The organism is Streptosporangium oxazolinicum (assembly GCF_039537505.1).
GTDB classification, from domain to species: domain Bacteria; phylum Actinomycetota; class Actinomycetes; order Streptosporangiales; family Streptosporangiaceae; genus Streptosporangium; species Streptosporangium oxazolinicum.
Map to the genome: position 1 here is coordinate 191,341 of NZ_BAABAQ010000007.1, position 24,658 is coordinate 215,998.

Annotated in this window: 23 protein-coding genes; 12 read left to right on the forward strand and 11 right to left on the reverse strand. The window is 70.0% G+C overall.

The features are described 5' to 3' along the window. Window positions 1-51 precede the first annotated feature (51 nt). Entirely contained in the window at window positions 52-972 is a 921-nt protein-coding gene (locus ABD817_RS20395; protein WP_344919613.1) for an SDR family NAD(P)-dependent oxidoreductase, read from the forward strand. Between the two features lie 162 nt (window positions 973-1,134). On the opposite strand, the gene ABD817_RS20400 is transcribed toward ABD817_RS20395, so the two are convergent. Continuing rightward, window positions 1,135-1,725, reverse strand: a complete 591-nt coding sequence (locus ABD817_RS20400) for a hypothetical protein (RefSeq protein WP_344919614.1) — start codon at window positions 1,723-1,725, stop codon at window positions 1,135-1,137. A gap of 115 nt (window positions 1,726-1,840) precedes the next feature. On the opposite strand from ABD817_RS20400, the gene ABD817_RS20405 reads away from it, so the two are divergent. The 4 genes from ABD817_RS20405 to ABD817_RS20420 all read left to right on the forward strand — a co-directional run bounded on the left by ABD817_RS20405 (window position 1,841) and on the right by ABD817_RS20420 (window position 5,905). Further along, a complete protein-coding gene (locus tag ABD817_RS20405) occupies window positions 1,841-1,975 on the forward strand; it encodes a hypothetical protein (protein WP_344919615.1) in 135 nt (44 codons plus the stop codon). Between the two features lie 82 nt (window positions 1,976-2,057). Continuing rightward, the gene (locus ABD817_RS20410; RefSeq protein WP_344919616.1) at window positions 2,058-3,341 is read left to right on the forward strand and encodes a pyridoxal phosphate-dependent aminotransferase; all 1,284 of its coding nucleotides are present in this window, start codon (window positions 2,058-2,060) and stop codon (window positions 3,339-3,341) included. 156 nt (window positions 3,342-3,497) lie between these two features. Then, the gene (locus ABD817_RS20415) at window positions 3,498-4,724 is read left to right on the forward strand and encodes an acetyl-CoA acetyltransferase (RefSeq protein WP_344919617.1); all 1,227 of its coding nucleotides are present in this window, start codon (window positions 3,498-3,500) and stop codon (window positions 4,722-4,724) included. A 176-nt stretch (window positions 4,725-4,900) separates the two neighbouring features. Continuing rightward, window positions 4,901-5,905: a winged helix-turn-helix transcriptional regulator gene (locus tag ABD817_RS20420; RefSeq protein WP_344919618.1), complete on the forward strand. Its 1,005-nt coding sequence runs from the start codon at window positions 4,901-4,903 to the stop codon at window positions 5,903-5,905. A 225-nt stretch (window positions 5,906-6,130) separates the two neighbouring features. Here the strand turns inward: ABD817_RS20420 and ABD817_RS20425 are convergent, their stop codons facing one another. Together ABD817_RS20425 and ABD817_RS20430 are read right to left on the reverse strand one after the other, a co-directional pair. After that, window positions 6,131-6,388, reverse strand: coding sequence for a hypothetical protein (locus tag ABD817_RS20425; protein WP_344919619.1), 258 nt, complete (start codon window positions 6,386-6,388; stop codon window positions 6,131-6,133). Next, on the reverse strand, window positions 6,385-6,765 hold the full coding sequence (locus ABD817_RS20430; protein ID WP_344919620.1) for a hypothetical protein: 381 nt from the start codon (window positions 6,763-6,765) through the stop codon (window positions 6,385-6,387). Before ABD817_RS20430 ends, ABD817_RS20425 begins: the two co-directional genes overlap by 4 nt. 317 nt (window positions 6,766-7,082) lie before the next feature. Here ABD817_RS20430 and ABD817_RS20435 point away from each other — a divergent pair, with 317 nt between their 5' ends. Together ABD817_RS20435 and ABD817_RS20440 are read left to right on the forward strand one after the other, a co-directional pair. Then, window positions 7,083-7,862 carry an aminotransferase class IV family protein gene (locus ABD817_RS20435; protein ID WP_344919621.1) on the forward strand — a complete coding sequence of 260 codons (780 nt, stop codon included), beginning with the start codon at window positions 7,083-7,085 and terminating at the stop codon, window positions 7,860-7,862. Between the two features lie 71 nt (window positions 7,863-7,933). Then, entirely contained in the window at window positions 7,934-8,842 is a 909-nt protein-coding gene (locus ABD817_RS20440) for an SUMF1/EgtB/PvdO family nonheme iron enzyme (protein WP_425583392.1), read from the forward strand. A 152-nt stretch (window positions 8,843-8,994) separates the two neighbouring features. Here the strand turns inward: ABD817_RS20440 and ABD817_RS20445 are convergent, their stop codons facing one another. The 5 genes from ABD817_RS20445 to ABD817_RS20465 all read right to left on the reverse strand — a co-directional run bounded on the left by ABD817_RS20445 (window position 8,995) and on the right by ABD817_RS20465 (window position 13,456). Beyond that, window positions 8,995-10,125 (reverse strand): FecCD family ABC transporter permease, encoded by a 1,131-nt coding sequence (locus ABD817_RS20445; protein ID WP_344919622.1) that lies wholly within the window; start codon window positions 10,123-10,125, stop codon window positions 8,995-8,997. A gap of 70 nt (window positions 10,126-10,195) precedes the next feature. Beyond that, window positions 10,196-11,044 carry a class I SAM-dependent methyltransferase gene (locus ABD817_RS20450; RefSeq protein ID WP_344919623.1) on the reverse strand — a complete coding sequence of 283 codons (849 nt, stop codon included), beginning with the start codon at window positions 11,042-11,044 and terminating at the stop codon, window positions 10,196-10,198. 104 nt (window positions 11,045-11,148) lie between these two features. After that, complete coding sequence (locus ABD817_RS20455; RefSeq protein WP_344919625.1) at window positions 11,149-12,183, reverse strand: ABC transporter substrate-binding protein; 1,035 nt, start codon at window positions 12,181-12,183, stop codon at window positions 11,149-11,151. 274 nt (window positions 12,184-12,457) lie between these two features. Continuing rightward, window positions 12,458-12,724, reverse strand: a complete 267-nt coding sequence (locus ABD817_RS20460) for a hypothetical protein (protein ID WP_344919626.1) — start codon at window positions 12,722-12,724, stop codon at window positions 12,458-12,460. Between the two features lie 30 nt (window positions 12,725-12,754). Continuing rightward, window positions 12,755-13,456, reverse strand: a complete 702-nt coding sequence (locus ABD817_RS20465; RefSeq protein WP_344919627.1) for a TetR/AcrR family transcriptional regulator — start codon at window positions 13,454-13,456, stop codon at window positions 12,755-12,757. Window positions 13,457-13,555: 99 nt separating this feature from the next. On the opposite strand from ABD817_RS20465, the gene ABD817_RS20470 reads away from it, so the two are divergent. After that, complete coding sequence (locus tag ABD817_RS20470; RefSeq protein ID WP_344919628.1) at window positions 13,556-14,485, forward strand: zinc-binding dehydrogenase; 930 nt, start codon at window positions 13,556-13,558, stop codon at window positions 14,483-14,485. Between the two features lie 22 nt (window positions 14,486-14,507). On the opposite strand, the gene ABD817_RS20475 is transcribed toward ABD817_RS20470, so the two are convergent. Both ABD817_RS20475 and ABD817_RS20480 read right to left on the reverse strand, forming a co-directional pair. Beyond that, complete coding sequence (locus ABD817_RS20475) at window positions 14,508-15,497, reverse strand: hypothetical protein (protein WP_344919629.1); 990 nt, start codon at window positions 15,495-15,497, stop codon at window positions 14,508-14,510. After that, complete coding sequence (locus tag ABD817_RS20480) at window positions 15,494-16,054, reverse strand: RNA polymerase sigma factor (protein WP_344919630.1); 561 nt, start codon at window positions 16,052-16,054, stop codon at window positions 15,494-15,496. Before ABD817_RS20480 ends, ABD817_RS20475 begins: the two co-directional genes overlap by 4 nt. Window positions 16,055-16,900: 846 nt before the next feature. Here ABD817_RS20480 and ABD817_RS20485 point away from each other — a divergent pair. From ABD817_RS20485 to ABD817_RS20500, 4 genes are all read left to right on the forward strand, one after another. Continuing rightward, complete coding sequence (locus ABD817_RS20485; protein WP_344919631.1) at window positions 16,901-19,660, forward strand: helix-turn-helix transcriptional regulator; 2,760 nt, start codon at window positions 16,901-16,903, stop codon at window positions 19,658-19,660. Between the two features lie 364 nt (window positions 19,661-20,024). Further along, window positions 20,025-20,165, forward strand: a complete 141-nt coding sequence (locus ABD817_RS20490) for a hypothetical protein (protein WP_329082214.1) — start codon at window positions 20,025-20,027, stop codon at window positions 20,163-20,165. 337 nt (window positions 20,166-20,502) lie between these two features. Further along, window positions 20,503-21,918 (forward strand): hypothetical protein, encoded by a 1,416-nt coding sequence (locus tag ABD817_RS20495; RefSeq protein WP_344919632.1) that lies wholly within the window; start codon window positions 20,503-20,505, stop codon window positions 21,916-21,918. Between the two features lie 215 nt (window positions 21,919-22,133). After that, window positions 22,134-23,264 (forward strand): tetratricopeptide repeat protein, encoded by a 1,131-nt coding sequence (locus ABD817_RS20500; RefSeq protein WP_344919633.1) that lies wholly within the window; start codon window positions 22,134-22,136, stop codon window positions 23,262-23,264. Window positions 23,265-23,633: 369 nt separating this feature from the next. Here the strand turns inward: ABD817_RS20500 and ABD817_RS20505 are convergent, their stop codons facing one another. Further along, on the reverse strand, window positions 23,634-24,332 hold the full coding sequence (locus ABD817_RS20505) for a neutral zinc metallopeptidase (protein ID WP_344919634.1): 699 nt from the start codon (window positions 24,330-24,332) through the stop codon (window positions 23,634-23,636). Window positions 24,333-24,658 lie beyond the last annotated feature (326 nt).

Consider the following 24,658-nt stretch of genomic DNA (forward strand, 5'->3'; position numbering starts at 1 on the left):
GGCGCCCCCGCTCCCGGAGCCTGGGCCGGGGTACGACAGAAAGGCAGTCCCATGATCGAACCAACGTCCCCCGTCACGCCGTTCACCGCCCGATCGACCGCCGCCGAGGTCGCGTCCGGCGTCGACCTCACCGGCCGCCGCGCCGTCGTCACCGGCGGGGCGTCCGGCATCGGGATCGAGACCGCCCGCGCGCTCGCCGGCGCGGGGGCGGAGGTGACCCTGGCGGTACGCGATCTCCTGGCCGGTGAGCGCGTCGCCGCGGAGATCGGCGGACGGGTCCGTGTCGCGCCGCTCGACCTCGCCGACCAGCGGTCCGTCGCGGCCTTCACCGCCGCCTGGGAGGGCCCCCTGCACATCCTGGTCAACAACGCCGGGGTGATGATGACCTCCGAGCTGCGGACGCCGCAGGGCTGGGAGGTGCAGTTCGCCACCAACCACCTCGGCCACTTCGCGCTGGCCACCGGACTGCACCGGGCGCTCGCGGCGGCCGGGCGGGCCCGCGTCGTGGCGCTCAGCTCGGTCGCGCACCTGCGCGAGCCGGTGAACTTCGACGACCTGCACTTCCGGGTGCGCGCCTACGACGCCAGGGCCGCCTACGCCCAGTCCAAGACGGCCAACGCGTTGTTCGCGGTCGAGGCGAACCGGCGCTGGGCCGATGACGGCATCACCGTCAACGCGGTGCATCCCGGGGCGATCCTCACCAACCTCACCCGGCACATGGATCAGGAGGCTCTCGACGCCTCCATCGCGGGCGGCGGCTACACCTTCAAGACGCCCGAGCAGGGCGCGGCTACGTCCGTGCTGGTCGCGGCCTCGCCGCTGCTGGAGGGTGTGGGCGGCCGCTACTTCGAGGACTGCGCCCCGGCCCGGCGCCACGTGCCGGGAACCCCCGGCGGCGTCGCGGACCACGCCCTCGACCCCGGCGCGGCCGACCGGCTCTGGCGGGTCTCCCTCGACACGCTCGGCGCGTGACACGGTGACGCTCGGCGCGTGACGCGGTGACGCGGTGACGCCGACGGCCCTTTGGTGAGAGCCCGCTGTCAGCGGCACCACGACCCGTGGGTACCGTTATTACCGGTATCGAGGCCGTATCCGGAATTACCTTGGTCCCTCAGGGCGACCGGGGGTGACGGCTCACCACCAGTGCTTGCCCACGGAGAGGAAACGACCGCTGTTGTCCGTCAGATAAGGCTCGTTAACCAAGAATTCGATGGATGGCGGAGCGTTCTCCAGTATGCGCAGGCATCCACTGTAGGAGCCCGCGACATACCAGCGCCAAGGCACCATGGTGCCGCCCAGCGTGCGACCGTCGGGAACGCTGCCATTGCTCTCCAGGCGCACCTGTCCCTGCCGGACGCGCATCAGCAGTGCGAACTGCCGCAGTCCCGGTGCCGGCCAGCCTCCCGTCGTGGGCGCGTTCACCGGATCGCCGTCAGGCCCCTTCACAGCGCCCGCTCCGGGTTGAACGTCAATCGACCCTGTCGTCCGGAAGCTGAGAAGGTCGTTCGGCAGATATCCCGGCGGGCTCGTATAGGGAAAAAGCCCAGTGCCGGGGATATTGAAAGTGTTCTGGTACGAGCTCAACTCGTGCAGGCATCTCTCCAGCGGGTTCACCGCTCCCGCGACGGCCGGAGCGGCGGGAACGACGGCCGGTGGCACGGTGGTGACCAGCGTGAATACCACGGTGGCCAATGACAGGCGCCAGCCACCAAAGAGCATCACCATATGCCATATACCTCACACCGGGAAAGGAATGTCAACGGCAGCGAGAAAGCGATATCCCCGGGACGCCGAGGCCATGGACGGCTGGAAGCCCTCTCGGGAGGATTACGGCGAAGGGGTGAGCCGCTTCGTCAAGTCCGTCGACGGGAGAGAGTCCGGCTTCTCCGCGTGGGTCGTGGAGGACGGGCGGTACGGCGACGAATACCACGTGGACGTGACCTCCTCCACGACCGGCGGCGGGGGCTGGTGCTGACCTCGAACGCTGAACCGGCCCGTACCCAGGTGCGTAGCTGGGGGTGTCAGAAGCGTGAACGTCCGCCAGGAGGAGGCCCCAGTTGACCGGTCCCACCGATCGCAGCCGAGTGCGCACCGCCGCGCACAGCCCGTCGTACTTCTCGCTCATCCGGGCCGCGCCGGAGGAGGGGGAGGAACCGATCGACTTCTGCATCCCCTGCAACCCGTACTTCCCCACCCCCGAGGCCTTCGCCGTCCTGGAGCACAACCTCGGCACGATCCTGAAGTTCTACCCCAGCGACGCCGACACGATCACCGCCGAACTCTGCGGGGTGCTGGGCCTCAACCCGCAGACCGTCGTCATGGGCAACGGGTCAACGGAACTGATCACCTGGATCGACCACCTGCTGGTCAGGGAGAGCCTCGCCGTGCCGATCCCCACGTTCGGCCGCTGGACCGACCAGCCGATGGAGACCGGCAAGCGCGTGGACATGTACCCGCTGCCGGAGAACCAGGGGTTCGCGCTGGACGTGGACGCCTTCGTCAACTTCGTCCGGCATCGCGGCTCCCGGGTGGCGGTCATCTGCAACCCGAACAACCCCGACGGGGGCTACCTGCGCCGCCACGAGGTCATCGCCCTGCTCGACAGGCTCGTCGATCTCGACCTGGTCGTGGTGGACGAGTCGTTCATCGACTTCGTCGACGCCGAGCCGTACCCGAGTGTCGCGAACGAGGCCGCCATCCGGCCCAACGTGGTCGTGCTGAAGAGCCTCGGCAAGAACTTCGGGCTGCACGGCATCCGCTTCGGCTACATGGTGGCCAACCCCGCACTGGCGGGCAGGGTGCGGCGCGCCCTGCCCAAATGGAACCTGAACTCCCTCGCCGAGACCGTGGTCTTCATGATCCGCCAGTACATGTCCGAGTATCTGGACAGTCTCCGCCTGGTCGCCCTGGACCGCGAGTCGATGCGCCACCAGCTGACCCGGGTCCCCGGCCTGACCGTCTTCCCCTCCCAGGGCAACTTCCTGCTGGTACGGCTCCCCGGGGGCAGGGACGGCGCCGCCCTGCGCGACCAGCTGCTCGACGAGCACCACTTGTTCGTCCGCGAGTGCGGCGACAAACTCGGCATGACCAGTCAGTTCATCCGCCTGGTGGTCCGGCCGGAGCGGGACGTGCGGCGCCTGATCAGCGGGCTGTACGCCGTCCTCTACGAGAGCGGGAACAGGTCGCTGAGCCCCGTACCCCCGCCACTCCCGATCCCTACGCCGATCCCGACGCCCACGCCGCTGTACGACCCCCTGCCCGCGTCCCTCTCGACGCCCACGCCCCTGTACGAGGGCGACCGCCGCTTCGACATGCTGTCGGCCCTGCCACCCTCTATCTGAGACGCCCGCGCTCACTTTCCCGAGGTGTCGGCGTACTGGGGGCCGCGATGGCGCGCCATCCGTTCTGGAGGATCGGTTCGAGGCGCTTTGACGGCATACTCTTCTTATTGTAGTAAGAAGCGGACAGCAGACGGATCTCGGCGAGGAGGCGCGCCCATGCCCGACACGGTATGGATCCTGGGCGGCTACCAGAGCGACTTCGCCCGCAACTGGTCGCGGGCCGGTCAGGGGTTCGCCGAACTCACCGGGGAGGTCGTGCGCGGCACCCTCGACGACGCCGGTCTCGCCCCCTCGGACATCGACGTCATCCACGTCGGCAACGCCTTCGGCCAGCTCTTCACCGGCCAGGGCCAGCTGGGCGGCATGCCCGCCACCGTCGAGCCCGAGCTGTGGGAGGTCCCCTCGGCCAGGCACGAGGCGGCCTGCGCCTCCGGCGGCGTCGCCGCGCTGGCCGCGATGGCCGACATCGAGTCCGGGCGCTACGACTGCGCCCTGGTCCTGGGCCTGGAGCTGGAGCGCACCGTACCCGGCGACCTCGCCGCCGGACACCTCGGCGCCGCCGCGTGGGTGGGCCACGAGGGACAGGACGCGAAGTTCATGTGGCCCCACATGTTCAGCGCCCTCGCCGACGAGTACGACCGGCGCTACGGCCTCGACGACGCCCACCTGCGGGCCGTCGCCGAGCTCAACTTCCGCAACGCCAGGGCCAACCCGAACGCGCAGACGCGCGGGTGGACGTTCACCGAGGCGAGCTTCGCCGCCGACGACGAGGCCAACCCGGTGGTGGAGGGCAGGCTGCGGCGTACGGACTGCAGCCAGATCACCGACGGCGGCGCCGGGGTGGTGCTGGCCGGGGAGCGCTTCCTGGCCCGCCACCCCGAACTCGCGCGCGACGGCCGTCTCGCCAGGGTGCTCGGCTGGGGGCATCGGACCGTCGGGCTCCCGCTGGCGATGAAACTGGAGCGCAGCCGCGACGAGCCGTACACGCTGCCGCACGTGCGCAACGCGGTGCTCGACGCGTTCTCCCGCGCGGGTGTCGACGGCGTCGACGACCTCGACGGCATCGAGACGCACGACTGCTTCACCATGTCGCAGTACGCCGCGATCGACCACTTCGGCATCACCGGACCCGGTGAGAGCTGGAAGGCCGTCGAGAACGGCGACCTGGAGATCGGCGGGCGCATCCCGGTCAACCCGAGCGGCGGTCTCATCGGCGGCGGCCACCCCGTCGGCGCCACCGGGGTCCGGATGCTCCTCGACGCCGCCCGCCAGGTCACCGGCCGGGCCGGTGACTACCAGGTCGAGGGGGCACGCCGGTTCGGCGCGCTCAACATCGGCGGCAGCACGACCACGACCGTCAGTTTCGTCGTCGGGTCCGGGTAGGTCCGAGGAGCGGTCACCTTCGCGCGGTCTGGTCACACAAGCGCCCGCATGGTCCGGTCACGCGAGTGCCCGCGCGGTCCGATCACACGCGTACCTGCGCGGTCCGGTCACACAAGCGCCCGCATGGTCCGGCCACGCGAGTGCCCGCGCGGTCCGGTCACCCGAGGAGAGGACCCATGGACGTCATGGACGTCGAAGTCGCCGGACGCTCGCCGTCACAGGAGACGCGCGTGCTCGTGCACCCCGTGGACCGTCCCACGCGGCTCCCCCCGGGGCACACCAACGCCGTCGGCCTCACCCTGGGACTGATCGGCGACGAGTGGAACCTGCTGATCCTGCGCCACGCCCTGCTCGGGGTGCGCCGCTACGGGGAGTGGCGGCAGGAGTTGCCCATCTCGCACGCCGTACTGACCAGGAGGCTGGCGTTCCTCACCGAGATGGGCGTCTTCGAGCGGGTCGAGTACCGGAGCGGAGCCAAGCGGTTCGAGTACCGGCTGACCAAGCGGGGACGGGACCTGTGGCCGACGCTGCTCTCGGTCTGGGCGTGGGAGTCGCGCTGGGTGCCCGAGCACCGGGAGTCGCTGCCCAGGATGGTCCACCGGAGCTGCGGCCGGGAGTTCCTGCCCATCCCCACCTGCGCGGCCTGCTCGCGTTCCGTACGGCCCCGCGACGTCGTCGGCGGTTTCGGGCCGAGCGGCACCTGGGAACGCTCGGTGCCCGCCGCCACGACCCGCCGCCGCTCCGGCTCCGGCGCCGACGGCGGCGCGGGCATGTTCCCCGAGACGATGGCGCTGGTGGGCAACCGCTGGTCGGCGGCAATCCTGGGCGCCGCCTTCCAGGGACTGCACCGCTTCCGCGACTTCGAGCAGCGCCTGGGTGCCCCGCCCACCATCGTCGCCGACCGGCTCCGAGTCTTCTGCGAGCTCGGCGTCTTCGAGCAGATGCCCGGCGCCGACCGGCCGGACTGGCTCAGCTACCACCTCACGGAGAAGGGCCGCGCCTTCTTCCCCGTGACGATGACCGGCATCACCTGGGGACAGCGATGGTTCCGGGCGGCCGAGGGACCCGCCCTGGTCTACACCCACCGGGCGTGCGGGCGCGACTTCCAGATCCAGCTGACCTGCGACGCCTGTACGACACCGCTGCGCGGGCACGAGATCGTGGCGCGCCCCCCGGCGTGAGACGCCCCGTCAACCCGACAGGTGTCCGGGCGGCGATGCCCGCTACATGTGCCCCGCCGCCGGTTTTTGGTTAACGCGCTGCCCCGCGCTCTCTCGGGCAAGGTCTTCAAACGCGAGCCGCGCACCTGGTGCGAGGGCACCGACCGCCAGATCGGCTACCCCCACGCGGCGACCGGCCCACCCCGGCCAGACGACACCGAGGCCGCCAGGCCGGGGGAGGACGCATCAGAGGTCGCCAGGTCCCTGGAGGCGCCTTGCGGCATAACCGCCCCGGGTGTTGAGCTGGATCTGCAGGCGGGTCATCGCGCCGTCGACCAGACGCGCGAGATTGCCCAGGTCGCTGAGCATCCGCTGGCGCTCGACAGCCTCGCGCGCCGCGATGGCCTCACGGATGTCGTCCGGCTTGGCCATGACGATGACATCCCTGCCGTTGATCGTCTTCATGGCCATCTCGCCCAGGACGATCCAGCCGTACGCGGTCACAGTTGGCGCCTTTTCGCGAGGATGACACCCAGGACCTTCTCCGGCTGATCACGGCGCACCATCTCAACAGCGGTGCCGTTGCCAACGGAGACGAGATAACAGCCGGAACGCTCCCCGATCGTCACCGTCACACCCGGCCAGCCATGGAGCCCGCGCACGGACAGCACAGGCGGATGCCGTTCTATCGACGACTTCACAGGGGGCTGATCGGGCCACTGAGCCGCGCGATCGGCGACCAGTCCGAGACTGATCGTGTGGTGACGGTGCGCGCGAATCCCATGCTGTCGCAACAGTCGCTGCACGACGGCCAGCGCCCTGTCATGGTTCTCCACCACCGCCTCGTCAACGAGGGATGGAACAGATTCAGGGTGATCCACGGATCGCACCTCCAGCGTGCGGGCTAGGACTCGCCCAGTGTTGGCGCACTGAAGCGGGTCCGCTATGTCGGTGTCGTGGCTTTCCCTCTGCTCGCGGGAGTGCGGGCTCGGGCCATGCCATCGGCCTATATCGCTTACCGTGCTGAACCCGTGTCTCTCTGTGCTCTCACTTCGGCCGAAGGGAGCACGGCTTCTCGGGTGCCTATCCAGACTCGCCGAGGGGCAAGGGTCTTCCCATGTCTCCTTGTGGCCCCAGCGCTGAACTCCCACTGCACTTCGGGCTGTCCCGCGATTGTCGCTGGTGTAAGAATCAAGGCATGACGGAACTCAACGGAACGCCGGTGACCTCAGAGGATTTGCAGGCGCTGGCCCTCATCAACTACGGCCACTTCACGTCTATGCGTGTTCACGGTCAGCGCATTAGGGGTTTTTCTCACCACTTGGACCGTCTTGTACGCGATTGTCAACGCTTGTTCGACGTGAGCCTAGACAGGGAGCGGGTCCGGGAGTTTGTTCGGCGTGCCGTCAGGGGAGAGTCGGGGGCGTTCGTCGTTCGCGTGACTGTTTTTGATCCCGCCCTTGATCTTGGGCACCCTGGATCGTCGGCGGAGCCGAGCATATTGGTTACCACTCGGCCCGCTATGTCATGGCCTCCTGCCCCGATCCGTGTGCAAACGGTTTGTTACCGCCGCGACCTGCCGGAAGTGAAACATGTGGGGTTGCTGGGATCCGTATGGCATCGGCGGCAGGCGCAGATGCAAGGATATGACGACACGCTTTTCGTTGACAACGCTTCCTTCGTGTCCGAAGGGGCAACGTGGAACATCGGGTTCTTCGATGGAGAGCGTGTCATCTGGCCAGACGCCGAGGTGCTCCCGGGGGTGACGATGAGGCTGCTGAACCAGGTTTACGACAATGCGATAACCGCTCCGGTGAATATTCGTGACGTTCCTGCCATGCATGCCGCCTTCGCCACAAACACCACGATAGGCGTGCGGCCGATTTCCACTATCGACCGGGTGCGACTGGTCGATGATCATCCCATTTTTGAGACACTCAGAAAAGAGTACGAGGAAATCCCGCCGGAACAGCTGTAGGTGAGGAAATGATGCCGATAGTTCGGATATGGTCCGGTGTGGAGATAAGGGCACTCCGTGAAGCGAAGCGAATGAGTATCCGGGCATTCGCCGCACATCTCGGAGTAAGCGAGCGCATGGTGTCAAAATGGGAGGCGGGAGCCGAGGGCATTCACCCGCGTCCCGTTAACCAGGCCGCTCTCGACTCATCGCTGTCCGCCTCAAGCTCCGACGTTCAGGCGAGATTTTCCGGCCTGATAACCGCTTCAGGTATTCAGTCGTCCGATGAGGCCACAGACGTGGTGCCTTCCGGCTCGGGGATCCCTCTGCCCGGCGGGCAGCATCAGGTGCGTCACCCCATTGACGGCAAGCTGATGACGCTCATTGACGCTGGGATCCACCTCCATGGCCCTGCCAACGAACCAGTCTATCTGCCAGCATTTTACAGCGATGTATTTCCCACAACCAATGCCGACTATGCGCGTTTCGTTGCGGCCACTGACCACAGAAGGCCGCAACACTGGGGCGGCGACGGCGGGCCTTCCGATGAGATTTTTGACCATCCGGTCGTGTTCGTCACATGGCGCGATGCCTCTGCTTATGCAGAGTGGACAGCCAAAGTGCTGCCGACCAGTGAGCAGTGGGAGAAGGTTGCGCGAGGCGTCAGAGGTGATGTCTATCCGTGGGGGAACCAGCTCACTCCCGCGAAGTGCAACGTCCGCGAAGCGGGAATCGGTAAGACCACGCCGGTAAGTCGTTACCACAGCGGCGCCAGCCCATATGGCGTGTACGACATGTGTGGCAATGCCTGGGAATGGTTGTCCACCAGCTCCGGTCAAGATCGATGCGAACTCAAGGGAAGCGCTTTTACGAGTCCCTTCGTTAGAGCTACTCCGTCCACATTCAATGACGCGTCGATCGACATGATGGACGATGACACCGGTTTTCGATGTGTTACGCCCGCCGAAACAATGCGCGCTCTACTAAAGATGGCGGGGTAGTCTCAGCCCCCGATCTCTCCGATACCGCCGCACTGGTCCGGGCTGTCGCCACGATCGAACAACCACTCGCCTGTTGACACAGAGGCGTCAGGCTGGGCGGAGTAGGTGTAAGCGAGGTCCCATCCGCTTTGACGGTCACTGGTGTCCGGATCTCATGATCTGGCGCTCTTTCCGCGCATGATGATGGCGAATGCCGGGACGCCGATCAGGGCGGTGAGTACCCCGACGGGTACCTCGCGCGGGGAGAACAGCGTGCGCGCGGCAGTGTCGGCCCACAGCAGGAAGATCGCCCCATACAGCGCGCAGGCCGGGAGCAGCACGCGGTGGCGGATGCCCACCAGGAAGCGGACGGCGTGCGGGACGACCAGGCCCACGAACCCGATGGCGCCGCTCGCGGCGACGAGGACCGCGGTGCTCAGCGCGGTGGTGACGAGCAGGACGAGCTGCGTTCTGCCCGGGGCGACGCCGAGCGAAGCGGCGACCTCGCGTCCGAAGGCCAGGGCGTCCAGGGCGGGGGAGGCGGCCCAGCACACCGCCAGGCCGACCACCGTCACCCCCGCGCAGAGAAGGGCGGTTCCCCAGGTCGCCGAGGCGAGGGAGCCCAGCAGCCAGAACGTCACGCCCCGGGTGCTCTGCGCGTCACCGGCCCAGATGACGACCAGGCTGGTCAGCGCGCCGAACAGCTGCGAGACCGCCACCCCCGCCAGCACGACGCGGAGGGAGCCGCCCGGTGTCGCACCGGCGAGGATGAGCACGCAGCAGAAGGCCGCCAGGCTTCCGGCGAAGGCGCCCGCCGTCAGGGCGGCCGCGGCCCCCGACCCCAGGCCGAGGATCAGGACGGCCACCGCCCCGGTGGACGCCCCGGAGGAGATGCCGAGCAGGTAGGGGTCGGCCAGCGGGTTGCGGGTCAACGTCTGCAGGACCGCCCCGCACATGGCCAGGCCGCCACCGACCAGCGTCGCCAGCAGCACCCGTGGCAGGCGCAGTTCCCAGACGATCGCGTCCCGCAGCGGGCTCGGGGACTCCACCGGGAGGCCGAGGTGCGCGGCGATGATCTGGCACACGTCGCCCACCGACAGGCCCGCCGCCCCGACGGTCACCGCGAGCGCCACCGACAGCGGCAGCAGCACCAGCCCCGCGCCGCCCGCCGAGAGAGCGCGTCGCCGCCGGGTCCGTGAAGCCGCGACGGTGCCCCGCCGCGCCGCTCGTGAAGGCGTGGCGGGTGCCTCGGGATCGGCGGGTACGGCCGTCGTGGTGGTACGCACGGAGTCGTCAGAGGTCACCGCTCACCCCGGCTCCCCACCGGGGCTTCGGGATCCGGTGTCTCGGTGGTACGCGAGAGGTCATCGGAGGTCACCGCCGGGCGAAGACGACGTAGTCGTCCAGGTACTGCCAGACGGTTCCCACCTCGGCGAAGCCCGCGGTGCGCAGCGCCGCGAGGTGGAACTCCAGCGGTGCCGGGGGCTGCGGCGGGCGGTCGGCGAATCGTCGCTCGCGTTCGGGCAGCAGGGGAGCCAGCTCGGGGTGGTGAGCCGTCATGGCCCACCACCGTTCCCACGTGGCGGCGCCGTCGGCGAAGGCCGCCCGCTGTACGGCGGCGTCGTGGGCGGCCGACAGATGCCGCAGCGTCGGATGCCCGTCGCCGAAGCGCAGGTGGTCGGCGTTGAGGAACACGGCACCGGGCGGCAGCAGCCGCGCCAGCTCGGCGTACACCTCCAGGAGCTGCCCGGGGGAGAGCCAGTGCAGCGCCGTGGAGGTCAGCACCACGTCGAAGCTCGATCCGGGCAGCGCCGACGACCAGCCCGCGTGCGCCAGGTCTGCCTCGACCACGGTGGCGCGATCGTCGTGGCGCGCCAGGACCGAGCGCGCGAGTTGTGTCAGTACGGGGTCGTAGTCGACGGCGACGGCGCGGGCCCGGGGAAAGCGGCTCAGTACGCGTTCGCTGATCGAGCCGGGCCCGCAGGCCAGGTCGAGCACGGTGGGCTCGTCGGGGCAGTGCAGATCGAGCACGTCGAGCATCACCTGGAAGCGGTTCTCGCGGTGGGCCACGTAGGCGGCCTGCTGCTCCTCCCAGGAGGAGAACAGGTCCCGCGAGGTCACGGGAGCGGCGGAGGGAATGGGGAGATCGGTGGGGGTGGTCATCATGCTCTCCGGGAAGGTCGGCGGTAGTGCGGCGGTGCGGTCGTGCGGCGGTGCGGTCACATGGTGTGCGGTCGTACGGTGGTGCGATCATGCGGCGGCATGGTCACACGGTGTGCGGTCGTGCGGTTCTGTGGTCCGCGAGGTGCGGTGTGCGGTGTACGGGGTCAGCCGTAGAGGTCCCGCAGGCCCTTGCCCACCTGCTCCACGGCGCTGACGCTTCTGATCGAGGGGTCCATGGCCGATCCGGGCACGACGATGAAGCGATTCTTCCTAACCGCCGTGAGCCGGGAGGCGACGGGGTCGGAGCGCAGGAAGCTCATCTTGGCCTCGGCGCTGTCGCCGTCACCGCCACGGGTGAGGTCGGCCAGCACGATCACGTCCGGGTCGCGCTCGGCGATCTTCTCCCAGCTTCCCTCGGACCACTGCTGGGTGATGTCGGAGAAGGCGTTTCCCGCGCCGAGGAACGTGCCGGTGGTGTCGGGCAGCCCGCCGCGGCCCGCGATGGCCGGGGTCTTCGTCCCGGAGTAGTACCACATCAGTTTCACGTCCGGGCTCGCGCCGGTCACGTCCTTGGCCATGGTCTTGGCCGTGTCGAGCCGCTTGCGCAGGTCGGCCACCACGCTCTCGCCACGCTCCGGGATACCGAAGATCTTCGCGATGTCGCCGATCTCACCGAAGATGGCGTCGAACGTGACGGAGGAGGGGATCAGGCCGGGGTCCTCGCAGTCGTTGGAGGAGAGGTAGGCCGGTATCCCGAGTCCGGCCAGATCCTTCCTGGCCCCACCGGCGTCCGGCGCGTAGGCGGAGGCGCGCATCGAGTAGACGAAGTCCGGCCCCGCGGCCAGCAGGGCCTCGCGGCCGGGGTACTGGGCCGCGAGGACGGGAACCTTGTCGTAGTCGGCCTTGAGGTCGGGGAGCACCGGGTCCGTCCGGTACGCCGTGCCCACCATCCGGTCGGCGAGTCCCAGCGTCAGCATGATCTCTGTCGCGTTCTGTTCCATGGAGACCGCCCGGCGCGGCGGTGCGGCGACCTTGAGGGGCAGGCCGCAACTCGTCAGCTCCGTGACGACGGGCGTGGGTGCGGATACGGGCGTGGGCGTGGCTTCGCCGACGGCACCGGTGGACGTGCCGCTCGCGCTCCCGCAGGCGGCGAGCACGAGGAGGAGGGGACCCACCATGAAAATGGGAACGGTTTTCATGGTGGGTGACTGTACAGCAGGGAGAGAAGGTGTCGAGAAGGAGGGGGCCTTCGTCCCCGCTTGCGGGTGGCATGGATCTCGGCAGGTCGCGGGCGGGAAGGACCCATCGCCGTGCCCGGAGACGCGGTCTTCGAGCCGTCGTGGCGTCCGGGTCTCTCGCTCGGTGCCGCGCCGGAGATGGCGCCTCCGGCAGAGACGGCCCGGACGGGTGCGCACCGATCACCTTCTTCGGCGCCGGGCGCGGGAGAACCGGCCCGCCGTCGGCGGTCTTTCCTCACGGGCGCTGTCGGAGATCGCCAGGATCGAGCGCGACAGGAACTGTCTGTGGCCGGGTGTCACGGCCGCCGTACGGCATTGGCGGAATTTCGTTCGTCATCCGTATCACCGGCTCCGGATCGACGAAGACGGTGGCTGCGGCATATGGGAGTGCTGCGGTGATCCTCGTCAGGCGCGGGAGTTCCTGGAAGCCGTGATGCTGCCCATGACCCGCCGTGCCGACCGCGAGCTTCGTACCCTCGTCGGGAAGCTCGACGAACTCCACTGAGTGAGCTACGCGGCGAGGACGAACCGCTCAGGTCTCGTCTCGCAGGCCCACGGTCAGGGTGAGGGTGCCCGGGATCGCGGTGAAGGCGTCGCGGACGTGGGCGGCCAGCTCGGCGCGGGTGCCCGAGCCGGGCCGGGCCGCCCACGTCTCCAGGGCGCGGTTGAACGCGGCGACGATCATGTCGAGGGCGAGCCGTGGGCGCAGGTCGTACGGGTCGGCCAGGGTGAGCCTGCGGTGCAGGATCGCGAGTGCGGCGCGGCTGGTGCGATCGCAGAAATGCAGGCCGTGCGCGCCCATCGAAGGGGTCTTCTCCGCGAGCCGGTGGCTGAGCCGGACACGGCGCGCCCAGTCCTCGGTCGTCATGCGATCAAGGGTGGCGAGCAGGGTGTCCTGCAGCATCTCCAGGACGGGACGGCCGCCGGGGTCGCAGGATTCGAGGTCGTCGAGGAGGGCCGTCCACATGTCGTGGAGGGGGGCCGTCGCCACGTCCTCCTTGCTGCTGAAGTTGCGGAAGAAGGTGCGTTTGGAGACCTCGACCGCCTCGCACAGGTCGTCGAGCGTCGTGCCGTCGAAACCCCGCTCGGTGAACAGCTCCAGGGCGGTGTCGATCAGTGCTTGGCGGGTGCGCAGCTTCTTGCGTTCGCGCAGTGGCAGCCGATCGGCCAGGGCGATCGGTGCGAGAGGCGCGGCTGCGGCGGCCGGTGAGGGCGGCGAGGGCTGGGTGGTCATCACGGCCAGTGTAGCGGAACGCAAATGCCTCTTGTAGGTTTATGCCACTCAGTGGCGTTATCGTGGTTGTCGATGTCCTCCGCGAAAGGTGTATGACCCATGCGTGCTCTGCTTGTCGATCGTTCCGCGCCCGGGGGGCTGCGGTCCGGTGAGGTCCCCGACCCCGATCCCGCCCCGAACCAGGCGCTGATCCGGGTGACGGCGACCTCCCTCAACTACGGCGAGGTGAAATCCGGTCTGGAGAACGCCCCCGAGGGCACGGTGCCGGGCTGGGACGCGGCCGGGGTGGTGGAGCGGGCCGCCGCCGACGGCTCCGGTCCGGCCAAGGGCACCCCGGTGGTGACACTCGCCGGTGACGGCGCGTGGGCGGAGTTCCGGGCCGTCGACACGGGGCTGATCGGTACGGTGCCGCGCGGCGCCGACCTCGGCACGGTCAGCACGGTCCCGGTGGCGGGCGCCAGCGCGCTGCGGGCCCTGCGACGGCTCGGTCCCATCCTCGGGAAGCGGGTGCTGGTCACCGGCGCCACCGGCGGGGTCGGGCGGTACGTCGTGCAACTCGCCCGGCTCGGCGGCGCGCACGTGACGGCATCCACCGGTGACCCGGCCGCGCACGGGGACGGCCTGCGGGCACTGGGCGCGCACGAGGTGGTGACCGAGCCCTCCGGGGTCGGCCACCCGGTGGACGGCGTCGTGGAACTGGTCGGCGGACCCCAGCTGGTGGACGCCTTCGGCAAGCTCGCCGCGGGTGGCACGCTGGTGTCCGTCGGGCACGTGACGGACGAGGCCGAGCACTTCCCGCCCGGGGCGCTGATCGGCGACCAGGGCCGCCACGACCGCTCGATCGTCACCTTCTACCTGCTGCCCGGCCCCGGGCTGGACACGGACCTGACCTGGCTGGCCGGGCAGGTGGCGACCGGCGACCTGGATCCGCAGGTCGCCTGGCGGGGTGGCTGGGATAGGGCCGCGGAGGCGATCGAGGCCCTCCTCGGCCGACGGCTGCACGGCAAGGCGGTCCTCGACATCGGCTGAGCCGGATCCGGTTCCCGCCCGGTCAGGAGGCGGGAGGCGGCGCGCTTCCGTTGTAGAACGGGTTCTCGGGCAGCCGCTCGGGCGTGACGAGCAGCCGGATCGTCCCGGCCTTCACCTGCCAGGCGTTCCAGACGGTCCAGTCACGTCCGACCCGATCGGCGGGGAGCGGCTCGAAGGACAGCCCGCCCGTCTTCGCGTCGATCCGGACGAGGCTGAACACCGTGGCCAGGTCGCGGTTCCGCGCCTCGGTCAGGATCTCGTCCAGCGGACGGCCGTTCCTCAGCCGGACCCCCGCGAACATCTCACCGGGGGCCATGGCCAGGTCGAAGTTCGCGTACTCCTCTCCCTGTCTCGCCTGGCGCCCCAGCCTGACGTCCACCCTGCCGGTGAAGCCGGAGGGAATCCGCATCACCATCACGCAACCGGCGTCCTTTCCCGGCTCGCATCCCTTGGGGGCCGTCTCCATGGTGAGGGGGACGCCGCCGAACCGGGGGCCGGAGGGATCCGGCGTCGCGCCCCTGTCGGGTTCGTCGTCACCCGTGATGATCATTCCCATGATCTCTCCCACGCTGCCCCGCGAGACGGGTACCGGGCGCAGCGTGATGTTCAGGCCGACCGCGCGGAACGCCTCGGTGTACCTGGCGTGGTCGGCGAACGGGTCCTTGATGCGGGCGACGTACTGCTCGCCGTCCAGCACGATGTCGACGGCGGAGTTCGCGTAGCTCGTGGCGCTCCCGTCGCGCAGCAGGCCGGGGCCTGCGACGACCCCGGCGACGAGCACCCCGGCGGTGAGTGCCCCGGCCACCAGGCGCGCTCGCCACGCCCGTCGGCGCGACGGCGAGGCCGCGGGGACCTCGGACCCGGATGACGGCGAGGCCGCGGAGATCTCGGACCCGGATTCGGACGTGATCGACGCCAGCAGCGCCCGCGCCCCTGCGGCGGACGCCTGTCCGGCCAGTTCGTCGTCGCGAACGCGGGCCGGCGGGATCACCGGCTCATCGGTGTGCTTCACGAGGACCTCCATGTCGGGACCCGCGCGGCCCGGCTCGTCGGGGTGAATTCGATCCCGGCCCTCGCCAGCCCGTGCGAGAAGCGCTTGCGGGCCCGGTGGAGCCGGATGCGTACGGCGTTGCGGGAGCGGCCCAGGGCGGACGCGATCTCCCCGGCGTCCAGGCCCTCCCAGGCCACGAGTGACAGCAGCTCGCGATCGTCGTCGGACAGTTCACGAAAGACCTGTCCTATCGCCCTGAGCTCCGACTCTTCCCCGGTCGGGGACGTGTGGGCGTAGAGATCGGCGATGTTCTCGCGTAGTGCCGTCTGGTGGGTGTGACGGCGTATCAGCCCCCGGCGGTGGTTGGCGAGGACGTTGCGCGCCACGCCGTACAGCCACAGCCTGGCCTGCTCGCCGGGCGGCAGGTCGTCCACCCGGCGCCACGCGATCTCGAACGTCTCGGCCACCACGTCGGCCGCGTCCTCCGGGGAGTCGCAGCGGCGCATCGCGTAGCCGAGGATCTGTTCGTACGTGTCGAGATAGACCTTCTCGAACCGGGTTCTTCGGTCGTCACGCACGGGCGGTTCCCATGGCAGGACGCCTCCTCTGATGGGGTTCGTGGACACCCGTCCATGTCGAAGGCGCCAGCATCATTTCTCCCAGACCCGGAAATTTCTGGAAATGCCTCTCCGGCGAGTGGCCCGGTGCCGGACCGCCGCCGGGAAGCGGGCGGTATCAGGACCCCGCGGTCCCGGCGTGGTCGGGGCTACTCCTTCGCTCCCCAGTCCCGCGACACGAGGATGCTTCGGTCCTGTGCCGCAGGAGCCGGGGCGGGATCTCCGCCCCGGGGTGATCGGCGTCCGCGCGAGAGTCGGACTTTAGGGGCTAAACGCCCCTTGTCGTTCTAAATGCCATCAAAGTTCCTAGGTTAAAGTGTGGCGCGCCTCGTACCGTGGCCGGGAAATCGCACACCGTATCCGTGGTGTGCTTCCCCGCGTAATGTGCGAGGTATTGGATACTTCGTGTCACCGCATACTTACCGAGCGCAGAAAACGCCGATCGCGCGAAATCCGCGTCGCGCGTGCGGTAATCAATGGTCGCGACCTCTTTGTGGTCGGCCGTATCCGTGAACCGCCGTTCCTTTCCAGGGGAAACCCGCATGGAACCCGGTGAATACCAGGTGGCGAGGGGCGCCGGAGATCTTCCGGGTGACGGATTCCCAGTGTGTCCGGGTGGTCGCAGCCTGTTTCCGAAGGCGTCCCGCACCCGCGAGGACAGGGGAATCCAGCGGGTGCGCGGACAATGTGAAATTCATTCGGATCCGTTTTGTGAAAAATCTTCAGATGAAATCCATGCCGACAGGTTGATTCCTGAACCATAATCGCCGTCAAGAACATGTGAATCGTGAAAAAGGGAGCGCTGCGTTGTACGGCAGAACCTCTCCGCTGTTCATCGGCCGGAAGCGGGAGCTCGACTTCCTCGGCGAGGCGTGGGGGGAGGCCAGACGCCGTGACGCGCGGATCGTGGGGATCCGGGGGACGTCGGGGATCGGCAAGACCGAGCTGGTCGAGCGCTTCCTGCGTACCGTGCCCGGCGTGCGGACCGTTCGCGCCTTCGGCGACGAGGACGCGCTCGCCCACCCCTGGGGTGTGCTGGAACAGATCGCCGAGCAGCTGCCGACCCCGGTGCTCGCCAGGACACTGGCGGGCCAGGCCGAGGCCGCCTTCATCGGCCAGGCCCTCGCGGCGGAGTTCGCCGCCGCGGACGCGCTGATCGTGGTCGTCGACGACGCGCACTGCGGCGACCGGCAGTCGATGGCCGCACTCCGCCTGGCGGCCCGGCGCCTGCGCAACGCCCAGGTCATGCTCCTGGTCGTCCACCAGGCTCCCGGGTACGCGACGGGAGCGGTGCCGGACGCGCCCCGCCTGGAGCTCCACGAGGGCTGGAGCCGCATCTTCGACTCGGCGCAGGGGCGCCTGCTCCAGGTCGAGGGGCTTCCCGCCGACGATCTCGTGAGGCTCGCCGTCGCGAGCGGCCACGACGGGCTCACCCCCTCCGGCGCGAGGAGGCTGCACGAGCACACCGACGGCAACGCGCTGCATTCGCTCCTCCTGCTGGACCAGGTGGAGATGCACTCGATCAACTTCGGCAACGGCCCGCTGCCCGCCCCCCGCGGCATGACGCAGGCCGTCGTGGCGCGGCTGGCGTCGTGTGAGCGCCGTACCCGCGAGGTCGTCGGCGCGGCGGCGGTGCTCGGCCGCCGCTTCGGCCTGGCCGACCTGCGCGCGCTCTCCGGCATCGCCGACGCCACGACGCCCCTCGCGGAGGCCGTCGGCGCCGGGCTGGTCAAGGAGATCCCCGGGACGGCGGGGCAGGAGTTCGCGTTCACCACCCTCCTCGTCTGGGACCGCATCTACTACGACTCCGGCGTCGAGCGCCGCCGCGCCCTGCATCGCAGCGCCGCACTGCTCGGCGGTCCCGGCGCGCTGTGGCACGGGATCGCGGCGTCCGGCGGCGGTACGGACGGCGAGCTCGCCGCGCTGGCCCAGGAGGAGGCCCAGTCCCTGCTGTCGCGGGGCAGGCTTCCCCTGGCGGCGGTGTACGCCCGCCACGCCGTGGAGCTGACCCCGCCCGGACCCGACCGGGTGGCCCGCCTGCTGACGGCGGTGGAGACCCTGCTCGTCTCCGGTGACGCCACCGTCGCCCGGCGCTACGAGAGCGAGGTCCTCGCCGCGCCGCGAGGTCCCTGGCGCGACTACGTCGCCGGTTACCAGGCCCTGATCTCCGGGCGCGTCGCGGAGGCCAAGCTGCTGCTGGTCCAGGCACTGGGCGCCGCCGGACGCGACAGCGAGGAGAACCCGCACGCGCCCGCGGACCTGCGGGCGCGCGTCGCGGCCCAGCTGGCGATCATCGGGGTGGTCGAGATCTCCTACCCCGAGATGGTCGAGTACGGTACGGCGGCCGTCGCGGCGGGCAGCCACGAGCCGTGGGTGCGCGCGTTCGCCTGGTTCGCCCAGTCCCTGGGCTGGACCCTGGCCGGGCGGGCGGAGGAGGCGCTGGCGTCCCTGACGGACGCCGACCTGCCGGGTTCGGTGGCCGGGCTGGACGGGCTGGTGGCCCGAGGGATGATCCGGCTGTGGACCGACGACCTCGAAGGCGCCTCCACCGACCTGCGCGACAGCGTCGCGCGGGCCACGCGCGGCGAGGCGCTGCGGGTCGGCCAGGCACTCGGCTTCCTGGGCGAGGTCGAGTACCGGCGGGGCAGGCTCGACGACGCCGTCCAGTTCACCCGGCTCGCCGTCGGCGACGCCGAGGAGAACGAGCGGGTCTGGGACTACGCGCTCCTGCACTCGCTGGCGTGCTTCCCCCGCGCGGCCCGGGGCGAGTGGGACCTGGCGCGCGCGCACGCCCGCCAGGCCGCGGAATGGGCGCCGATCGTCGAGAGCAGGGTGAGCCTCGCCTACGCGGCGGGCGCGCGCGCGTCGATCGCCCAGGCCCAGGGCGATGTCCGGCGGCTGCTCAGCGCGGCCGAGGCCATCGAGTCGCACTACGACTCCCTGGAACCGGGCACCCACCTGTTCGGCCCGATCGGCGCCGACGCGCTCTCCCAGCTCGGCCGGATCGAGGAGGCCGAGGACTCGCTGGGCGTCTTCAGCGACAGGGCCGCGTCGAGCGGGCGCCGCTCGACGCTGATGTCCATCGCCAGGGTGCGGGGCCAGATCGCCGCCGCCCGGGGAGACCACGCGGGCGCCGTACGGGAGTGCGAGGAGGCCCTCGCCCTGGCCCGCGAGGTGGGCCTGCCGATCGAGGCCGGAAGGATCGACCTGGTGATGACGCGCTCCCAGCACGCCCGGGGCCGCCACGCCGAGGCGGAACGGCTGCTGAGGCGGGCACTGGTCGCCTTCAACCGCACCGGCGCCGCGGCCTACGCCGCCCTCGCGCTGAAGACGGCCGAGGAGCTCAGGCTTTCCGTGGACGGCCCCAACGCCGCCTTCGGCAACCTCACCCGGGCGGAGCGCGAGGTCGTGGCGATGGTCTGCGAGGGGATGACCACCCGCCAGATCGCGCAGAAGCGCTCGGTGGTGATCAGCACCGTGGAGACGCAGCTGAACCGCATCTACGCGAAGCTGAACGTCACCAACCGGATCGAGCTCCGCGCCGTCCTGTCCGATCCGGAGGAATAACCGGCTCATGGGTCGCGGCTCATGGGTTGTGGCTTTTGGCACCAGGTTCGCGGCACTCGGTTCGCGATTCCTGGTTGGTTTCCGGCTTGCGGCCCCTGGGTTGCGGTTCCTGTTGCTGCTCCGGGCTCCCAGTACCCGGCTCCTGGCACCCGGTTCGCGGGTTTTGGTTCCCGGCATCCGGCTCGCGATTCCCGGCGTGCGGCTTGCGGTGTGCGGGGAACGGTGCCGCGCTCGGGAGGCGGGCGTGTCGAAGTCCGTCATGCCATCCGTAGGGGTGGTACCTGGACGCCTTCCCGGTTCCCGGCGACTACCGTGGGCGCCTGCCAGAGCGCCGGGAGAGCGGCGCCGCCGACAGGAGGCCGGAATGCGGTTGACCATCGACGTCCAGAGGACCGCCACCGGTCATATCGCCGGGACGGTCGAGTCCGACGACTCCGCGCCGCCTGTCCCCTTCCACGGCGTCATCGAGCTGGTCACCCTTCTGGAAACCCATCTGGACGGGTGACCGTACGAGGGGACGCCGTGCATCCTCCGGTGCCGGAGGCAGTCGTCCATGGAGTGTCACGCCAGGGGGGAGAGCATCAGATGGGCATCACATCCCACCTCGGGAGGGAACACCGTCGGCGTCGTCGACGCCACCACCACCGTGGACCGGCGTCGGGCCACGCGTACCGTCGGCCACCGGTCGTGGCGATCCCGCGGGCCGTACAGGCCGTGCGGGTTGTACAAGCCATGCGGGTCGTACAGGTTGTGCGGGTCCCGCGGACCGTGCGGGTCGTACAAGGCGCGACGGTCGTACGTGCCGGGGGGAACGGGCACGCCGGGTCGGCCGGGGCGGTCGTGTGAACGCCACCCTGACGGCCTTCGTGCCGCCGACCGAGAGCGGCCACGACCTGCTGGACAACTGGATACGGCCGATCTGCGCGAGGCTGGGGATCCGCCTGGCGGTCGCCCTCCCCGGCGCGGGCCAGGCCACCGCGATCGCGGCGCAGCGGGCGTCGACCTTCGTCGTGTGGGACTGCTCGGTCGAGGGACCCGAGGACGTCTACGGGGCCTTCAACACGCGCGCCAAACTCGACCCCGGCAGCATCATTCTCAGCCGTACCCCGCTGCCGCGCAATGTGCTGACCCGCGCCAGCCACGCCCCCGTCCACGGCGAGACCCTGAGCAACCCGGAGCTGGGCGTGTGGCTGGAGCGGCGTCTGCGCCGCGTGCTGGGCGTGGCCCGGACGCCCGCGCCGCGCCTGCCCGGCCCCGGGGGGCACTACTGGATGTTCGACGACCCGGCCGACTACTTCCTCAGCTTCCACGGCGAGCGCCGGCAGGAGGCCGGGGAGTGGCGCGCGGCCTTCGAGAAGGCCCACTCGGTCACCGTGCGGATGGTGCCGCCCCGCGAGTACTCCTATCCGGCCGAGGTGGTCACGCGGCAGCAGATGTGGGAGGGGGTGGCGCGGCTGATGTACGAGATCATCGCGACGGGCAGGGCCATCGTCCATCCCGCGCCGGACTACTTCGCGTCGTTCTGGACGGTGAGCGAGCTGCTGGCCACGCTGTGGCTGCTGCCGCGCGGCTCCACGCCACCCATGATCACCTCCGCGTACGCCGCCCGGCCCTCGGGGGGCATCCGGCGGCTGGAGCACCTCAGCGCCCGTGCCGTCCTGGGCGTCCCGCTCCTGGGCGACGCCCAGGCCGACCGCTTCGCCAGGCTCATCAACCACTCCGACCCGGTCACCACCGCCCCGCGGTTCCGGAGACCCCCGGAGGGCACGGGCAGGACCGGCGCCGGGACGATGAAGCACGTCGGCCACCACGATCCCGAACTGGCGGTCTCGCGGTTCTGGGATGAGATGCGGGTGCCGTGCCCGGTCTGCGCTCCCCGGGGCAGGGCACCCGCGAAGGTCGACTGGGACCGGCACATGAACCTGTCGTGGGACGAGCGGGGTGTGGACCACTACGGCTACTTCACCGCCCGGCGCGAGGACCTCGGCACGGGAGGGATCCGCTGCCCCGGGTGCCGTACCCACCTGAAACTCGTCAACGAGCACGGCGTCCGCACACTCTGGACACCGGTCCCGGAGGGGGAGTTCCAGCGGGACCTGCCGGTCATCCAGCGCGATCCCGTCTGGCAGGTGCTGCCGGACGGCCCGCGGGGCGCGGAACCGCTCCCCGGGAAGAAGGACGTCGACACCGCCTCCGGCCTCCGGGGCAGGGGGTCTCCCACCGGGAAGAGGTGGCTCTCGACGCGCTGTTTCGTATAGCGGGGCGAGGAGCCCCGGGGGTTCGCCACCCCGGGAATGGGAGCGTTCCAAAACGTTGGAGGACCTGGCCATCGCCGCAGATGGGCTCGGTTCGGTGAAAGGAAGCGAGACGGATCCCGTTGACACCGCTCAAGGAGAGTCCCCCACGCTCAAGGAGAACGGATGAACGCCACCCCTTTCCGGTCCGCGGACCGGAGCACCCGGGGGAGACCCCGGTGAAGGCGGAGGACGGCGGGGGAGCCGCGCGACTCCCCCGGGAACCGCGCGGGAAGCCAACCGGATCCCCGGCGGGGAAATCAGCCGGGTCCCCGCTTGGAAAACGGACCGGATCCCCGCTCGGGAAACCAGCCGGGAATCCAGCGGGGAAACCGGCCGGATCCCCGGCGGGGAAACCGGTCGGGGATCCGGATTCCGGCGACGCCGCCGGTGCCCCGGGTACCTCCGGTGAGCCCGGCGGGATCGCGGACCGCGAGCGCCGCCGGGCACTGTCGCTGAGCCGCCGCTCCAGCGCGCTCGGAGCCGCCGGACGCCACGGGGAGGCGCTCGCCGCGAGCGAGGAGGCCCTGGAGATCACCCGGCGGCTGGCCGAGGACGACCGTGGCACCTACCTCTCCGACCTGGCCCTGTGCCTGGCCGGTGCGGCGATGCGGTACGTCCGGCTGGGCCGTAGGCACGACGCGGTCGACGCGGGGCGCGAAGCGGTGGCCGTCAGGCGCGAACTGGCCAAGGCGCGTCCCGACGAGTACCTGCCCCACCTCGCGGGCTCGCTGAACGGCCTCGCCTGCGACCTGGGCCGGATCGGCGAACCGGAGGCCGCCCTGGACGCCGCACGCGAGGCGGTCGGCATCTACGAGGGGCTCGCCGTCCGGAACCCGGTGGCCCATGAGCCGAGTCTCGCGATGGCGCTGCACACCCTGGCTCAGCGGACGGCGTCGCTGGGGTGGCTGGAGGACGCCGTGCTCCACAGCACGAGAGCCGTCTCGATCCGGCGCAGGCTCGCCACGGAGAACCCGCCCGCCTACTCGGTGGCCTTCGCCACCGCGCTGCACGGCCTCGGCTGGCAACTGGCCGCGCTGGGACGCCGTGAGGAGGCCATCGCCGCCTACGCCGAGTCGGTGACGATCCGCCACCGGCTGGCCCGCTCGGAGAACGCCCAGGCCGCCGACCACGACTACCTGGCCGCCGTGGCGGGGGAGTGGGCGGACCTCCTCATGGACGCGGGCCGCCTCCCGGCGGCCATGGAGCCACTGGAGATCGCCAGAACCGCCTCCCTGCACGCCGGTGACACCGAACGGGCGGACCGCCTGGCCGCCCTGATGGAACGTGCCGGAAGCATCCGCGTCTGAACCACCGGTTCTCGTACGGGGATCCGGTTCCCGTACGGAGGAGGCGTGGGAGTGAGGACGGGATTCGTGCCCCGCGCGGGAGGAGGGGACTCGCGCGGGGCGGGGCCCGCGTGCGGGAGGGGAGACCCGCACGCGGGCCGGGGGATGAGCGCGGGCGGATCGATCCGCGTACAAGGTCCGCGTACAAGGTCCGCGTGCGGGGTTTGTGTGCACAAGGTCCGCGACATCCTGGAGTGGTGTGAGCGACACCGGTCCGGCGGGTGAGGGGGTTCACGACCCCGGCCCAGATGACCCCTCCATCACCCAGGCCGGGGTCCTACCCGGCGGTGGGCCGGGTGCTCTGGCGGTCGCGAGCTGGGATCGCCCTCGTCACGCGAAGCATCCCGCCACGCCCTGGCGCGCGCCCCGGTTGAAGGCGCCCAGGCGCTGCGCGGCGGTGCCGTGGTCGCTCACGTCGGTCCAGGGGGTGTCGTCGGCGTGTGCCCGCAGGGCCGCCGCGATCTCCTCGGTGTCGCCGGTCTCGAAGAACAGGACGCCGTCCTCGGCGGCTCCGAAAAGCGTCGCTCCGGCGAGGCAGTCGGCCTGGAGTTCGAGCTGCCGGGACAGCAGCCTTTCGGGAATGCGGGCTTGGACGGCGTGGGCCCATTCGTGCGCGATGATCAGGTAGACCCAGGCGTCCCCCTGCCGGTATCCCATTCGCATGAGGTCGACGTCCCACGCGACGAAGTCGTAGGGCGGCCAGCAGTACAGGGCGTTGTCATCGGGAAGGGGATATCCCCGGCACGTCACCGCGTTGCCCCACGCGCCGTCGTACGCGCCGAGAACGCGCGGGGGTGAATACCTGCCGGGAAAGAACTCCGACCAGTGCGTTGCCCAGAACCTGTTGATGATGTATTGGGCGCTGCGGATGTCCTCGTTGATGTCGTCGAGGCTCCTCGCGGTGGAGGCGCTCACCGGGGCGTTTCCGCTCGTCGTGGCGGTCGCGGTGCCCGTGGAGCCCGCGATCAGAACGCAGGTGAGCAGCACGGCGAGTGCGAGACGAGCTGTTCTCCATCGTGAAGCGGCCATGGGCTTCTCCCCTGTCGCTGGCGGCCACATACCGGATGCGATGGTTTATCGCAGGATGTTTTCGCAGGGCACGGTCACCATATGGGGAAAGGTAATACGAGAGAAGCGCTATCGCGAGATCGTATGCAATATCGCGTTAATTCGTCGCTGGATTCGGGGGATTAGAGGCACGTCGTAATCGGTGCGAAGCGGGAGCGGCCACCTCGGGGACTTTCCGGCACCAACACCAACACCAACATCAGCATCAGCACCGGCGACGCCGACGCTCCCGAGGAGCCTTTCCGGCACCAACATCAGCACCATCACCAGCACCAGCGACGTCGACG

Coding starts and splice junctions, on each gene's coding strand:
- ABD817_RS20395 (WP_344919613.1), top strand. CDS start 52: ATGATCGAACCAACGTCCCCCGTCACGCCGTTCACCGCCCGATCGACC.
- ABD817_RS20400 (WP_344919614.1), bottom strand. CDS start 1,725: ATGGTGATGCTCTTTGGTGGCTGGCGCCTGTCATTGGCCACCGTGGTA.
- ABD817_RS20415 (WP_344919617.1), top strand. CDS start 3,498: ATGCCCGACACGGTATGGATCCTGGGCGGCTACCAGAGCGACTTCGCC.
- ABD817_RS20420 (WP_344919618.1), top strand. CDS start 4,901: ATGGACGTCATGGACGTCGAAGTCGCCGGACGCTCGCCGTCACAGGAG.
- ABD817_RS20435 (WP_344919621.1), top strand. CDS start 7,083: ATGACGGAACTCAACGGAACGCCGGTGACCTCAGAGGATTTGCAGGCG.
- ABD817_RS20440 (WP_425583392.1), top strand. CDS start 7,934: ATGAGTATCCGGGCATTCGCCGCACATCTCGGAGTAAGCGAGCGCATG.
- ABD817_RS20455 (WP_344919625.1), bottom strand. CDS start 12,183: ATGAAAACCGTTCCCATTTTCATGGTGGGTCCCCTCCTCCTCGTGCTC.
- ABD817_RS20465 (WP_344919627.1), bottom strand. CDS start 13,456: ATGACCACCCAGCCCTCGCCGCCCTCACCGGCCGCCGCAGCCGCGCCT.
- ABD817_RS20470 (WP_344919628.1), top strand. CDS start 13,556: ATGCGTGCTCTGCTTGTCGATCGTTCCGCGCCCGGGGGGCTGCGGTCC.
- ABD817_RS20490 (WP_329082214.1), top strand. CDS start 20,025: ATGCGGTTGACCATCGACGTCCAGAGGACCGCCACCGGTCATATCGCC.
- ABD817_RS20505 (WP_344919634.1), bottom strand. CDS start 24,332: ATGGCCGCTTCACGATGGAGAACAGCTCGTCTCGCACTCGCCGTGCTG.